The 11,319-nt window shown below is 68.6% G+C and carries 13 protein-coding genes; 7 read left to right on the forward strand and 6 right to left on the reverse strand.

Translation table 11 applies throughout. The features are described 5' to 3' along the window. From ADL25_RS03520 to ADL25_RS03550, 7 genes are all read left to right on the forward strand, one after another. On the forward strand, positions 1-563 hold a 563-nt coding region (locus tag ADL25_RS03520), incomplete at its 5' end, for a hypothetical protein (protein ID WP_234380433.1). An 823-nt stretch (positions 564-1,386) separates the two neighbouring features. Next, entirely contained in the window at positions 1,387-1,758 is a 372-nt protein-coding gene (locus ADL25_RS03525; protein ID WP_059126127.1) for a hypothetical protein, read from the forward strand. 70 nt (positions 1,759-1,828) lie between these two features. Beyond that, positions 1,829-2,368 (forward strand): hypothetical protein, encoded by a 540-nt coding sequence (locus ADL25_RS03530; RefSeq protein ID WP_059126128.1) that lies wholly within the window; start codon positions 1,829-1,831, stop codon positions 2,366-2,368. Between the two features lie 119 nt (positions 2,369-2,487). After that, on the forward strand, positions 2,488-3,663 hold the full coding sequence (locus ADL25_RS03535) for a hypothetical protein (protein WP_059126129.1): 1,176 nt from the start codon (positions 2,488-2,490) through the stop codon (positions 3,661-3,663). A gap of 258 nt (positions 3,664-3,921) precedes the next feature. Then, on the forward strand, positions 3,922-4,380 hold the full coding sequence (locus tag ADL25_RS03540; protein WP_059126130.1) for a hypothetical protein: 459 nt from the start codon (positions 3,922-3,924) through the stop codon (positions 4,378-4,380). Between the two features lie 20 nt (positions 4,381-4,400). Beyond that, positions 4,401-5,156, forward strand: a complete 756-nt coding sequence (locus ADL25_RS48835) for a hypothetical protein (protein WP_079050149.1) — start codon at positions 4,401-4,403, stop codon at positions 5,154-5,156. 217 nt (positions 5,157-5,373) lie between these two features. Further along, entirely contained in the window at positions 5,374-5,805 is a 432-nt protein-coding gene (locus tag ADL25_RS03550; protein ID WP_059126132.1) for a hypothetical protein, read from the forward strand. Between the two features lie 969 nt (positions 5,806-6,774). Here the strand turns inward: ADL25_RS03550 and ADL25_RS03555 are convergent. The 6 genes from ADL25_RS03555 to ADL25_RS03580 all read right to left on the reverse strand — a co-directional run bounded on the left by ADL25_RS03555 (position 6,775) and on the right by ADL25_RS03580 (position 10,805). After that, positions 6,775-7,860 carry a methyltransferase domain-containing protein gene (locus tag ADL25_RS03555; RefSeq protein ID WP_059126133.1) on the reverse strand — a complete coding sequence of 362 codons (1,086 nt, stop codon included), beginning with the start codon at positions 7,858-7,860 and terminating at the stop codon, positions 6,775-6,777. Then, on the reverse strand, positions 7,857-8,837 hold the full coding sequence (tgmB, locus tag ADL25_RS03560; RefSeq protein WP_059126134.1) for an ATP-grasp ribosomal peptide maturase: 981 nt from the start codon (positions 8,835-8,837) through the stop codon (positions 7,857-7,859). Before tgmB ends, ADL25_RS03555 begins: the two co-directional genes overlap by 4 nt. Further along, positions 8,834-9,058, reverse strand: a complete 225-nt coding sequence (locus ADL25_RS03565) for a hypothetical protein (protein ID WP_063805537.1) — start codon at positions 9,056-9,058, stop codon at positions 8,834-8,836. Before ADL25_RS03565 ends, tgmB begins: the two co-directional genes overlap by 4 nt. A 144-nt stretch (positions 9,059-9,202) precedes the next feature. Then, entirely contained in the window at positions 9,203-9,598 is a 396-nt protein-coding gene (locus ADL25_RS50230) for a hypothetical protein (protein ID WP_234380435.1), read from the reverse strand. Positions 9,599-9,921: 323 nt separating this feature from the next. Then, positions 9,922-10,338: a DUF6415 family natural product biosynthesis protein gene (locus ADL25_RS03575; protein WP_059126136.1), complete on the reverse strand. Its 417-nt coding sequence runs from the start codon at positions 10,336-10,338 to the stop codon at positions 9,922-9,924. Continuing rightward, the gene (locus ADL25_RS03580; protein WP_079050150.1) at positions 10,335-10,805 is read right to left on the reverse strand and encodes an ATP-binding protein; all 471 of its coding nucleotides are present in this window, start codon (positions 10,803-10,805) and stop codon (positions 10,335-10,337) included. The genes ADL25_RS03575 and ADL25_RS03580 overlap by 4 nt, the downstream gene beginning before the upstream one ends. Between the last annotated feature and the right edge of the window lie 514 nt (positions 10,806-11,319).

Here is an 11,319-nt window from a genome sequence, read left to right on the forward strand (position 1 = left end):
GGCGTCTGGTGAAGCGGCAACTTCACCGGGCGAGAAAATCACCCGAACAAAGAAGGGCCAGTCTCATGGCGGAACTTGAGCCGGTTTCTCTGGACGTTTTCGCGGAAGCCCGCGAAGAGGCATACGCGGTTTTGGCGCATCTGATGGGGCGTATTGCGCCGGGTGAGCACGTGGTGCGGCTGGGGGTGACCATGGATGGCGAGGACAAGCCGGTAACGGCCACTCTGCCCCTTACCGTTGAGGGCACGGGCGCCGCTGATGACTTGGTCGGTGCTGAGGAGAAGTACCTTCACAATGCGGCGTTTTTGCTGGCGTGCGGGTTGGCGCAGCCCTTGACCTACGGCGTGATGTACCTGCGCTCGATCTTGGGCGAGGAGGGCGGTCCGGCCGAGACGATCCGGGCATGGCACCTGCGTGACGCGGTGCTCACGGAGTGCACGGCGGCGGAGGCTGCGGAGCTGGTGGGCGAGCGTGAACAGGCCGCGTTCTTGGATGCGTTCAGCGTTCACACCGGAGCGGGTGAAGAGACGGCCTACCCGCCCGAGGCGCACGCGTCCCGCTAGAGCCACTGCACGCGGGCCAGGATGGCAACCTGGCCCGCCCCCTGCCCGCTGCCGCAAGAGCGGCGCAGGGGCGCGGGGGGTGCCTGCCGGTCAGGGGACCCAGGCGCCCCCCGCCTGAGCGGCGCGGAGCGTCGCGGTTATACGAGACGGGGACGGCCCGCTTAAGGGCCGTCCCCCTCTCGTGCATCGCGTAGCGATGCCAGCGCCCGTAGTGCAGGGCGCGAAGCGCCCTGGTTCTTCCGCCGCGTAGCGGCGGCGCGTCGAGTCTGCGGAGCAGACCGCGCGCTGAGATGTGGGCTGACGGGGAACGGTGCGCCCGGCGGGTCGGCAAACCCGTGCCCGGACGTTCCCCGTCAGCTGACCTCACCCGAACGAGGCGGCCTCATCGTAGCCGCACCCAACTGCCCACCGCCCCGGAGCCGACAGGCCCGGGGCGCGCCAACCGGCCCAGCGCGGCGGCGCAGCCGACGCGCGAGCCACACATGCGGCGCCCGATCCCCGAGGCAGGCTCTCAACCACGCCCGCCCCCATTCCTCACACTCTCTTTCAGCCTGTGGGACAAGTGGCAGCAGAGGGGATGTCAGCAGGCCGACCAGGCGCCCGCAGGCTGCTGACGTGGGGCGTTGTAGAGGCCGGCCGCGCGGCCGCGCAACCTCTAGCGCAACACCTGCCGCAACGCCTGACGCAACATCACGGCGCAACATCTGCCGCAACTTCGGGCGCAACAAGGTCTTCCAACCGCACTCAACACGTACTAGTATGTGAGTTGCAGGGGGGAGGCGACCCCCCAGCACACGCAAGTGGCCAACGAAGGGGAAGCGAAATGGAAATCCAGATCTCCGACGGAATCGTCCGCAGGGTGCGCGGCGGAAAGGACGCTCCCATGAACGGCCTTGCAATTCAGGCCCGCACCGTCGCGAACTTCCTGCCCCTCATTTGCGAGCGGGTAGGTGCCACCATCGTGCACAACGCCGACGCGAATTACACCGGAATTCGTTTCGACACCAAGGTTGGTCCGGTGGTTCTGGAAATCCCTACGGGTGACCGCTCTTACCGGCTCGTGCACGAACTGATCGAGCCGGACGAGAAGGGGCGCACGGAGGTGGAGATGCGGCGTTTCCCGCAGATCTACAAGCCGCGCGGGATCGCGCACATCACGGCTGAGTTTCTTCGGTCGCGTGGATTCCTGAAGTAGTCCGCCCGGGGGCGCCCCGGTCGGGGCGCCCCCATCCCACCCGGCAGTGATCCACAACGGAGGAGGAGTCATGGACGACACGCGGATTGCACAGCGAGCCGAGGAGCTGGGCGCCCCAATCACGGACGCGGAGCGGGAGCAGGCCGCTTACGCGCTGGGGGAGTTGGCGCGCGGCGAGGGTGACCCGGACGCGCTCAGGGTGTCTCACGAGCAGTTGGCTTTGGGCCGGCCGTTCTTCGAGCTGGGCTGGGCCATGGGCGTGCGCAACGGGCACACAGGACCGGCCATGGCGGGTGTTCCCGTGGACTCCCGCACGGTGACGGCCGCTTTCATCCTGCTGGGAACGCAGCGGCTCACGGGCGCGCTCGCAGTCGACCCGCAGGACGACGGGCCGGTGTTGTGGCAGAAGGTCGACTACCACGGCAGCCTGACGCAGCATCACGGCACGTACTGGGTAACCGCCATCCACGCCCACGCCGACACGTTCGGCGAGGCCCCTGAACTGCGCTACGACCTCAGCAAGATGACCGGCTGGAGGCCCGCAGTCGTCGCCCGGAACGTACGGCGCCGGAGCCTGACGCCCTTGCCGTGTCACCGCATGTTCGCCTAAAAGCGCTGGTCAGGGGTGGGTTCACACCAGCCCAGATCACACTAGTATTGAAGTTGTTCGGGGGGGCGGTGGCCCCGCCCCCCCGAACCGCAGAGACCAACAACGAAGGGGAACCCCGCATGACTCAGCAGTTCGCCGAGCGCGCCACCAACGTGGCCCCCACCGGCGCCCGCAACGCCGATCTCTCCGACCTGGTCCGCATCCTGGAGGACCAGCAACGCCGCAAGCTGGACATCATCGCCCCCGCCGCCGCGCTGCGGTTCCGTGAGGGCAACGTGCACGTCCAGGGCGTGGAGTCCCAGATCACCGAGGACGGCGTGACGGACGTCGATGGGATCTACCGGCCCACCGCCGTCGCGGACGAGGGAATCGCCGACAAGCTGCGCATCCCGCTCGCCTACCTGCGCCGCATGCGCGCCGACAACGTCCCGCTGCTGGACGAGAACGTCAACGCGTGGCTGCGCCAGGAGCCCGAGCGCAAGTTCATGCTGCGCGCGTTCCGAGGCGAAGCCAGCCCCGGCATGCCCAGTGAAGGCGTGGCCCGCGCGCTGCTGTCGGACAGCTACAAGCTGATGGACAACTTCGACATGCTGCTGGCCGCCCTGGACGGGGTGCGGCAGTCCGGCCACCCCACCCGCGTGACCGGTTGCGACCTGACCGACCGGCGCATGCACGTGCGTGTCGAGTCCGAGGCCGTGGCAGTCCAGGCCCGTGCGCTGCTGCGCGGGTACCGCTCCCCGTTCGACGGCCGCAGCGGTGACGAACTGCCGATGATCTCGGCCGGTTTCGTCATCACCAACAGCGAGGTCGGTTCCGGGGCGTACACCATCACCCCGCGTGCGGTCATCCAGGTCTGCCGCAATGGCCTGACCATGGCCAAGGACGTCATGCGGGCCGTTCACCTCGGAGGCAAGCAGGACGAAGGTGTCGTGTCCTGGTCCGGGCAGACGCAGCGCAAGACGCTGGAACTGATCACGTCCAAGACCGCCGACGCCGTGCGCACGTTCCTGTCGCGGGAGTACGTCGAGGCCAAGGTGCGCGAGATGGCGGCCGCCGCCGGTACGACGCTGGCCGAGCCGACGAAGACGATCGAGCACGTCACCAAGACGCTCAGCATCGGCACCGACGCCAAGGACATGATCCTGGCCCACTTCATCCGGGGCGGCCAGATGACGGCCGGAGGCGTGATGCAGGCCATCACCTCCACCGCGCAGACCCTCACCGACGCCGACCAGGCCGCCGCCCTGGAAGCGCTCGCACTGCCCGCCCTGACAGCCGCCGCGCAGCACGGCTGACAGACCCCCGTGCGGGCCGGGAACCCCCTCGCCCGGCCCGCACGGGCCCCTCCGGAATCACCCGAGGGGGCCGCCCGGCCCCGAGCGCGGAGCGCTCCCCCAGCCGCTCAGGGAGCGCGGAGCGCACCCGCCCGCCCTCTGCCGCGTAGCGGCAGCGCGACGTGTCTGCGGAGCAGACCGCGCGCCCAAGGAAGACCTCCGCCGCGCCAGCCGGCCCCGGTGCTCACCGCCCCACCGCCCCACAGCGAAGGAGTCCGTATGTCCGCACGCCCGGAGCTCACCCGCCCCGACGACACCGCCATATCCGCCGCCATGCGTCGCACCCTGACCGCGCTTGCCCTTCTGGTCCAGGCACTCGGCGACGGTGAACACACCCTCAACCTCGTAGCCGCACGCACCGACGACACGATCGTCCGGGGGCAGGCCGACCTTTCCGTCGGGACCGACCCGATGCGTCTCGCCGTCCTGGACGAAGACGACTTCGACAAGCTGCGCGCGCTGTTGGTGTTCGTGCTGGAGGGCAGCACCGTGCGGAGCGCCGTCCTGGTCGCCACCACGGCCGCCGAGCCCCGCCCCCGTGCGTGTGGCTGGACCGCGCGGAGCGGGTGGCTGCACCCCATGGACACGGCCGAGCTCCGGCAGGCCGTCAGCCCGTGCCCAGGTGTCCCCGCCGTAGAGCGCGAGGTCTACGCCGCCCCGGTCCTGTCCCTCCCCTGACACCGACGAGGAGATCCTTCGTGCCTGACACGCCCGCCGTGACGCCGAGCCCCACGGACCACGCCGACATCCCCGCCCGGCAGCCTCTCCCAGGCACGCGGCTCATCGCCTACCGCGTACCCGAGTGCGGGATCTCAGGTCCGTACATCCACATGGACCGCGCGGACATCCATGTGACGTACACCCAGGTGATGGGCCGCGCGGGGCAGTTTCCGGCTCAAGGCGTGACGTGTCTGGGCCGCACGGTTGCAGGCAGGGACGTCAACGGCTGGCTGCGGGGCAGTCTCAATTTCTGGCTGTCCAGCGAAGGACGGATGGCTGACGACGGAGTGATCCGGTACCGGCAGACCCGCAACCACTCGGTCGTCACCCTCGTGCCGGACAAGGCATCCGGAATCCTGATCAACCGGCCGGACGAGCAAGTGACAGCCCCCGCCTACCGCGTGACCGGCCCCACCGGCATCACGCAACTGTGGCGCGCCCGGGCGGTGCGCGATGCCATCGGCACCTGCCGCCGAAAGCCCCCCGTCGGCTGGCCCGAAGGGTGGGCGCACCTCCTGCCCGACGCATCGGTCACGTTCAAGCCCGGGGGCGACCCGTGGAGCCGACCGGACGTCTACACGGCCATCCCGGCAACCGAGCCCGCCTCGTGGGGGCCGCCGTGTGCCGGGTGCGGCTACCCGGAACCCGAGCACGACCCGGTACGCCTCTGGGGCCGTTCCCGAACTGACGGCACGGGATGTTCCTGCTGGACCTACAGCCAGCCGGAGGCGTAGAGCCTGCCCAAGGTCCGCGGCACGCCCCACCGCCAGCAGGACCCCACAGACGCCGTTCCCGTCTCCCCCCTCCCCCAGGGGAGGCGGGCGCGGCCAACCCGGCCAGGTCGCCACTGGCCGAAGACCTGCCGCCCCGACGCCCGCGCCCTCCCCTTCGGCGAGCGCGGGGCGGCAGGCGCCAGCCCACCGACCCGACCCCCTCGAGGAGCCGCAGCCCATGACCAGGCCGAGCCTGACGGTCGACACGCCCGCCGGCACCGTGCGCGCCACCGCCGGCCCCCGCGAGGCCAACGCAGTCGTCTTCGAACTGTCCGGGGCGATGTGCGGCAGCGTCCACGTCACCGGCACCCACCACCCCCACCGCTGGGACCAGTTCACCGCCGTGCGCGCCTGCCTCGGCCCCGTCAGCGCGTTCCAGGCGACCGCCCCTGACGAGGACCTGCCGCGGCTCGCTCGCAGTCGCACCGGCTACCGGGGCAGTCTGACCCTCTACAACGACGACGCCGCGGACCGCCCCCAGGTCACGGTGTACCCGACGGAATCCGCCACCGGACACGAGCCGTCCGACAAGACCGCCGCGGCACTCACCGCCGTCCCACGCGCCTGCGCCGCCCATCCCGCGCAGCGCACTGCTGTGGCCGCCTGGTGAGCTGCCGCCCGGTGGTTCACCGCCTGCCCGCACCCGGTCCTGCTGCTGATGCTGGCCGACCTCCTCGGCTCGCTGGCCCGCACCATCGACGTCAAACAATGGTGGACCTCCTACTGCCTCACCGAGGCCGCCCGAGAGCACAAGCACGCACGGCGCCGCGTGAGAGACTATTGCGAGGGTCCGTGCCGGACACAGACGGCACGGGCCCTCTGCGCGTCTCAGCGCTCTCCTACAGACCACCTCCGGCATCACCCGGCGAAGGAAGCAACCCACAAGCCGAGGCTGGCCGGGCGGAGGCCGTGAAAGGGCGCCCTAAGCGGTTCATGCTGTTGGAGATGGGGCAGATGTTGCTCTAGCACTTCCCCTGAAAGTCTCCGCAAGGCCGTGCCTCTTTCCGGGGGCGGAACCGCGTGCTCGCCGCTCCGGCCTGCCCTGCGGAGGCGCTGCTATTGCGGTGCCGAAGTGGTCAGCGGCTACTTCTTTCGGTGCGGGGGCGGTCACCGCCCCCGCACGCATGCCTCGGTACCTACGCCGCGCCCGGCATCAGCACCACTAGCATGCCGTAGGCCCCAGCCACCACGGCGGTGGAGTTGGGCGCACTCGGCAGCGAGCCGGTTGATGAGGTCGGCGTCACTGACGGGCGGTCGGCTGAGACGGTTGGAGACGTCGCGGTGAAGGCATAGCGCGGCGCCGTCACCGACAGCAGCAAGGAGAGTCGACCACAGAGGATTCTCGGGAGCCGTGTCGCTCTCCACCAGCACCAGCAGCTGCACCTTTGTCCTGGCGGTCGAGGCCACTCAGCTGATGGCCGCCGGTCTTCCGCTGAATTTCCAGCCAGATGGTGCATTGCCCACGTACGGCCTTCTTCGGTGCACCGCGGACCCGCAGGCTACCCCAACGGCCTGACCAAACAGTTTGGGGCACCCGCTGGCGAGCGGGCAGCGGACGTCTGTGGTGGCGAGCAGGGGATCAGGAGGGTTGCGGGAGCTCCCAGCAGGGTCCGTCCGGCGTCTGGTACCAGACGGTTTGGCGGCTGGGTGTGATGTTGACGTGGAAGTCCTGGCGCCGCGGTTCACCGTCGAAAGTCTCGGCGAGGTCCTCGATGGTGTCCCACAGACGGCGCGGCCCGACCTGGCGAACCGCCCCCGAGGCGTGGGCAGTTGCGGTCGACCCATCCTCCATCCAGATGCCAACTGCAGCCACCGCTCCATCCTCACCACGCCAGGAGCACGTGGTGTGTCCGGGCAGTGCCAGCGAAAGGGGAAACCTCAGGCGGTCCAGGATGTCGCCAGGCGGTGTTTTGGTCTGGATGGGTTCGGCTTCCCGTGCCTCGTCGAAGGCGGGTGGCACAGACGGGATGCGGCGGGGCATGAAGTGCGCGGGGATCGGGAGGAACCACCCGGTGCCATGGCCAGGCGCGGTCACGGTGGCTCGCAAAATGCCATACCCGATCGGGGCCACGATGATCGCGCCCGGCGCAGCCTGCTCGAGGAACGCGGTCGGGATCGCACGAAGTGCGGCAGTGGCGAGGAACCGCTGATAGGGCGCGCGATCCTTCCAGCCGCGTGCGCCGTCACCGGTGGTGATGAACGGGTGCAGACCCAGATCCGCCAGGCGCTGTGCCGCCGCGCTGGTGAGCGCCGGGTCGATGTCAATAGTGGTGATGTTCGCCTCCCCGAGCCGGTAAGACAGGAGGGCAGCGTTGTAGCCGGTGCCTGTGCCCAACTCGAGCACTGCGTCGCCCGGGTGTGCATCGAGTGCTTCGAGCATGGCGAGCATGACGCTCGGCTCGCTGGAGGAGCTGATGGGGAAGCCCTGCTGATCGAGTTGGGTGGTCAGCGCGTGGTCGGAGTACACGGACTCGAGGTATCTCGGGTTTTCCGGGCCAATGCGCTGCCACGTGCCGGCCCTGTCCTGGTTGTAGTAGGTGGGCACGAAGGCATGGCGAGGGACGGCGGCGAAGGCGTCCGTCCACGCGCTGGTGCGTGCTGGGTCGAGGGCAGCGGCGAATTCCCGCCGCAACGCGGCCGCGGTGTCGTTGTCCAGCCAGGTCATTCGCAGGTTCCTCGCAAGTAGTCGGCGTGTGCGGCGGCGATCGGCAGGCCGGTGCGGTTCTCTACCCAGGCCCATGTGCCTGACGGGTTGTTCTCGAAGAACACCCAGTCTCCAGTGGGGGTGACGGCGAAGTCGAAGCTACCGAACACGATGCCGTAGTAGGCCAGGAAGCCCCGGACCGCTGTTGCAATGTCCTCGGGTACGTCCACCGTGCCGTACTCGATGTGCTCGTAGTCGGTGCGCCAGTCGGTACGTGCCTTCTCCGAGGTGGTGTGAAGGGTGCCGCCGAATACCTTGTCGGCGACGGCGACGAGACGCACCTCGTAGGCCTTCGGAATGGCTTCCTGGAAGTAGTGGGCCGTGGCGCGGATGCCGTCGTCGAAGGCGGCAGGGTCCACGTAGTGGGTGGCCACCATGAGTTCGCGGTCTTCGTCTACCGGCAGGCGTCCGCCCAGGACCGACTTGCAGATCAGTGGCCCGTTGATTTGCTTCGCGAAGTCGCGAGCGGCATCGGGGTCGTTGGTGATGAGGCTGCGAGGCACGCGGAGCCCGCAGCGGGTGGCGGCAACGAGCTGCTGCGGCTTGTGTGCGGCGACCCGGTCGGAGTGCGGATTGTTGATCCACCGCGCGCCGGGCAGGGCCGCGAACACGTTGAGCAGCGCGGCATCGGCTTGGTTCTGTGCCCAGGTGGTATAGGGCTCGGGGACGGCGGCGGCGATGACGGGGCGTCCGGGCCGCCTCCAGTAGACAGCCCGGACGTCCTCAAGCCGCGCCGTCCGGCGCCCGTCGTCAAGGATTCCCTTCCAGCCCGGCTCCGTAGGTGCATGACCGACCGTGAGCGTGAGCTGCTGTGGAAACACTGCGGCGTCGAAGCGCAGCACGGGAACATCGCGCTGATTGAGCTGGTCGACGACCATGTCCGCTGACGCGTCGAGTTGCTCAGCGACGACGAGTACAGGGCGGGCGGCGGCGGTCATGACGCGGGCGAGAAGTACGGGTCGGTGACGTCGTCGCCGCGGCCGTCCTGGTTGGTGTCGGTCGTCGAGGCCGCCAGGTCCGACGTGTGCCAGGGAGTTCCGTCAGCTTGGACGTTCAACTGACGGGCCTCGTTGTACGTCACGCCCTTGATCGAGGTGGTGACCAGGCACGGAGGTGCGGCTTCCCGGGCGCCGAAGGGGATCAACGTTGCTGCGCTCATGTGTCCTCCAGTGAGCGATCGATCTGGAAACCCTTCGCACGTCGTGCGGAGGGGCCGAGCCCCGGCGTGAGGAAACATCCCCTCGCGCCGGTAGTGGATCTGTCCTTTGGCCGCGGCCGGGGACATCGGGGCCACCGGACAGGTTCAGGTGACCTGGCCCATCACGTTCGCCAGTTCGTCCAGGCCGACGACTCGGTAGATGGTGAGTCGGCGTACGAGCTGCGAGGCGAGGAAGGTGTCCAGGTTCGGGTGTCCGTAGGGCAGAGGGGAGTCAGGGCACGCCACGACGTGCACGCCCCCCTGGCCGTAGCCGTAGACGACGCCTAGCACCCCGTACAGGGGAGCGCTGCGGGCAAGGAAGACGGTGGTGTCCCTGCGCAGGTGCGGGCACAGGCGGATGGCCATACGCACGTGCTTGGCGCACACAGGGGGCTGGCTCGTGAGAACCGGCGGCTCGCTGGTGTCGATGTCGTGGGGCCCGGCGAGGAAGAAGTACCCGAGGGGCGTCTTGGCGGGCTGTGCGCACACTTGGCAGCGCATGGCCTGCATCGTCAGCCTCTGGCGAAGCGGGTGCATCAGCTTCCATTGAGGCGCCCCAGTGGGCTGTAAGCGCCCGTCCACCGGGTTGAGGCTGCACCGTGCCCACAGCACGCCACGGTGGTCTCGGTCTCGGGGGTCTTCGTCCTGGTAGCGGAGGCGGTGCTGCCTCACCGCTGCCTTTTCGAGGAACAGGTTGTTGGGAGCGGCTTCCTCCCCTTCCCGCTGGGTGACGAAAGGGATCAGGCCCGGATCCGCGGGCCTCGTGCCGCTCGCCCTTTCTCCTGAAGAGCGCGGGTACGGGCTGTAGGGGAGCGGGCGGGTGATCACGCCGCCTCCTTCAAGCATCTCGTGGCCACCAGGCGTTCCATAAGCTCGTTGACGGTCCAGCCAAGTCGGCGTAGGTGGCCGACGGCCTTCCGGGGATCGCCTGGCAGGGCCTTGGCGCGAACCGCGCGGGCCTGTTCGATGACTCGGGCGGTTTGTTCGTCCCGCTCCGTTTCCGCGGCGACAGCAATATGCACGAGGCGCTGCAGGTGGCTGCGGAGACGCTCCGCAAGGTCCTCGACGTGCTCCTCTTCGGGGATGACCTCGTCCAGCACGGTCGCCACGTCGTCGAGGAGCGCCTCCCCGTCGTACGCCTCCCACGCGTGGATCTTCGTGAGGAGATGGGACAGGGCTTCGCTATCGAGAGGAGGCGTCCAGGTGACCGCCGGCCGAGCTCGATCCCGAGTCGCTGTCATCGCCGGGCCCCCGCGAGGGACAGTAAGCACCAGGTGGTTGCGCCCTCGTCGCCCGTCCCCCATCGCCCGTCGTGGGCTTCGACGAGGGCCTGCACGATCTGGAGTCCGCGTCCGGCTTCTGCATCAGGGGCAGCGTCCTGGACTTCGACTTGAGCCGGGGCGTCGCCTCGTACCTCGATGCGCAGGTGTCCCGCTTCGATGCTCATCTCAAGCGACACCAGCGAGCCGGTGCTGTGCAGGACAGCGTTGGTGACAAGTTCAGACACGATGAGCATGACGTCATCCGTCATCGCCTGCATGCCACAGGCCCTCAGTCGGCATGCAGCTATACGCCGCGTCGCTCCCGCCTGACATGCGTCTTCGGGGCGAAGCGGGCCGTTGCGGCGGGCAATGCTGAAACGTGCGCTCATCACGTTCCCGTCGTGCTCTGAGGCCGCACGATGCGTCCGTAGGGCTGTCGTCGTCATCACGTCCTCGGCAAGGGGGCAGAGGCTGACCGAACGTGAAGGAAAAACACCACGGTCCGCCACTCGTGCAATCAGCTAACTCCCCTCCCGGGAAGGACGATTAGGGCGAAGGAACTCTGATCGCATGCACTCCCTAGGGCGATTTGACTTCCGCTTTACCTGACAGTGTGGCGCTTCAGGACTACCGTGCGTGTATGGAACCCACGCGTAACACGGAACTCGCGGCGTGGATGGATGAGCACGGCCATAGCTCCAACTCCTTGGCCGAAGCGGTAAATGGGGCCATCGAGACGCTAACGGGGAGACCTGGCGGCCTTGATGGGTCATCGGTCCGCGACTGGAAGGCTGGCCGGGTCCGGTGGCCGAAGTCGGCAACCCGTGTGGCACTGGAGCAGGTCACCGGATTACCGGCCGCCGCCTTAGACGTCATCTCATTTGGTGAGTCTGTGCGATGATTCATCGGCCAGCAGGAAGCCAGGAGCGGGGGCGCAGGCCGATGGAGTACGTCAATCTC

This window comes from Streptomyces sp. NRRL F-5122 (assembly GCF_001507435.1).
Lineage (GTDB): Bacteria > Actinomycetota > Actinomycetes > Streptomycetales > Streptomycetaceae > Streptomyces > Streptomyces lannensis.

What these genes read in the sequence shown, in the direction of transcription:
- ADL25_RS03525 (WP_059126127.1), top strand. Translation starts at nt 1,387, where the DNA reads ATGGAAATCCAGATCTCCGACGGAATCGTCCGCAGGGTGCGCGGCGGA.
- ADL25_RS03530 (WP_059126128.1), top strand. Translation starts at nt 1,829, where the DNA reads ATGGACGACACGCGGATTGCACAGCGAGCCGAGGAGCTGGGCGCCCCA.
- ADL25_RS03535 (WP_059126129.1), top strand. Translation starts at nt 2,488, where the DNA reads ATGACTCAGCAGTTCGCCGAGCGCGCCACCAACGTGGCCCCCACCGGC.
- ADL25_RS03540 (WP_059126130.1), top strand. Translation starts at nt 3,922, where the DNA reads ATGTCCGCACGCCCGGAGCTCACCCGCCCCGACGACACCGCCATATCC.
- ADL25_RS03550 (WP_059126132.1), top strand. Translation starts at nt 5,374, where the DNA reads ATGACCAGGCCGAGCCTGACGGTCGACACGCCCGCCGGCACCGTGCGC.
- ADL25_RS03555 (WP_059126133.1), bottom strand. Translation starts at nt 7,860, where the DNA reads ATGACCTGGCTGGACAACGACACCGCGGCCGCGTTGCGGCGGGAATTC.
- tgmB (WP_059126134.1), bottom strand. Translation starts at nt 8,837, where the DNA reads ATGACCGCCGCCGCCCGCCCTGTACTCGTCGTCGCTGAGCAACTCGAC.
- ADL25_RS03565 (WP_063805537.1), bottom strand. Translation starts at nt 9,058, where the DNA reads ATGAGCGCAGCAACGTTGATCCCCTTCGGCGCCCGGGAAGCCGCACCT.
- ADL25_RS50230 (WP_234380435.1), bottom strand. Translation starts at nt 9,598, where the DNA reads ATGCGCTGCCAAGTGTGCGCACAGCCCGCCAAGACGCCCCTCGGGTAC.
- ADL25_RS03575 (WP_059126136.1), bottom strand. Translation starts at nt 10,338, where the DNA reads ATGACAGCGACTCGGGATCGAGCTCGGCCGGCGGTCACCTGGACGCCT.
- ADL25_RS03580 (WP_079050150.1), bottom strand. Translation starts at nt 10,805, where the DNA reads ATGACGACGACAGCCCTACGGACGCATCGTGCGGCCTCAGAGCACGAC.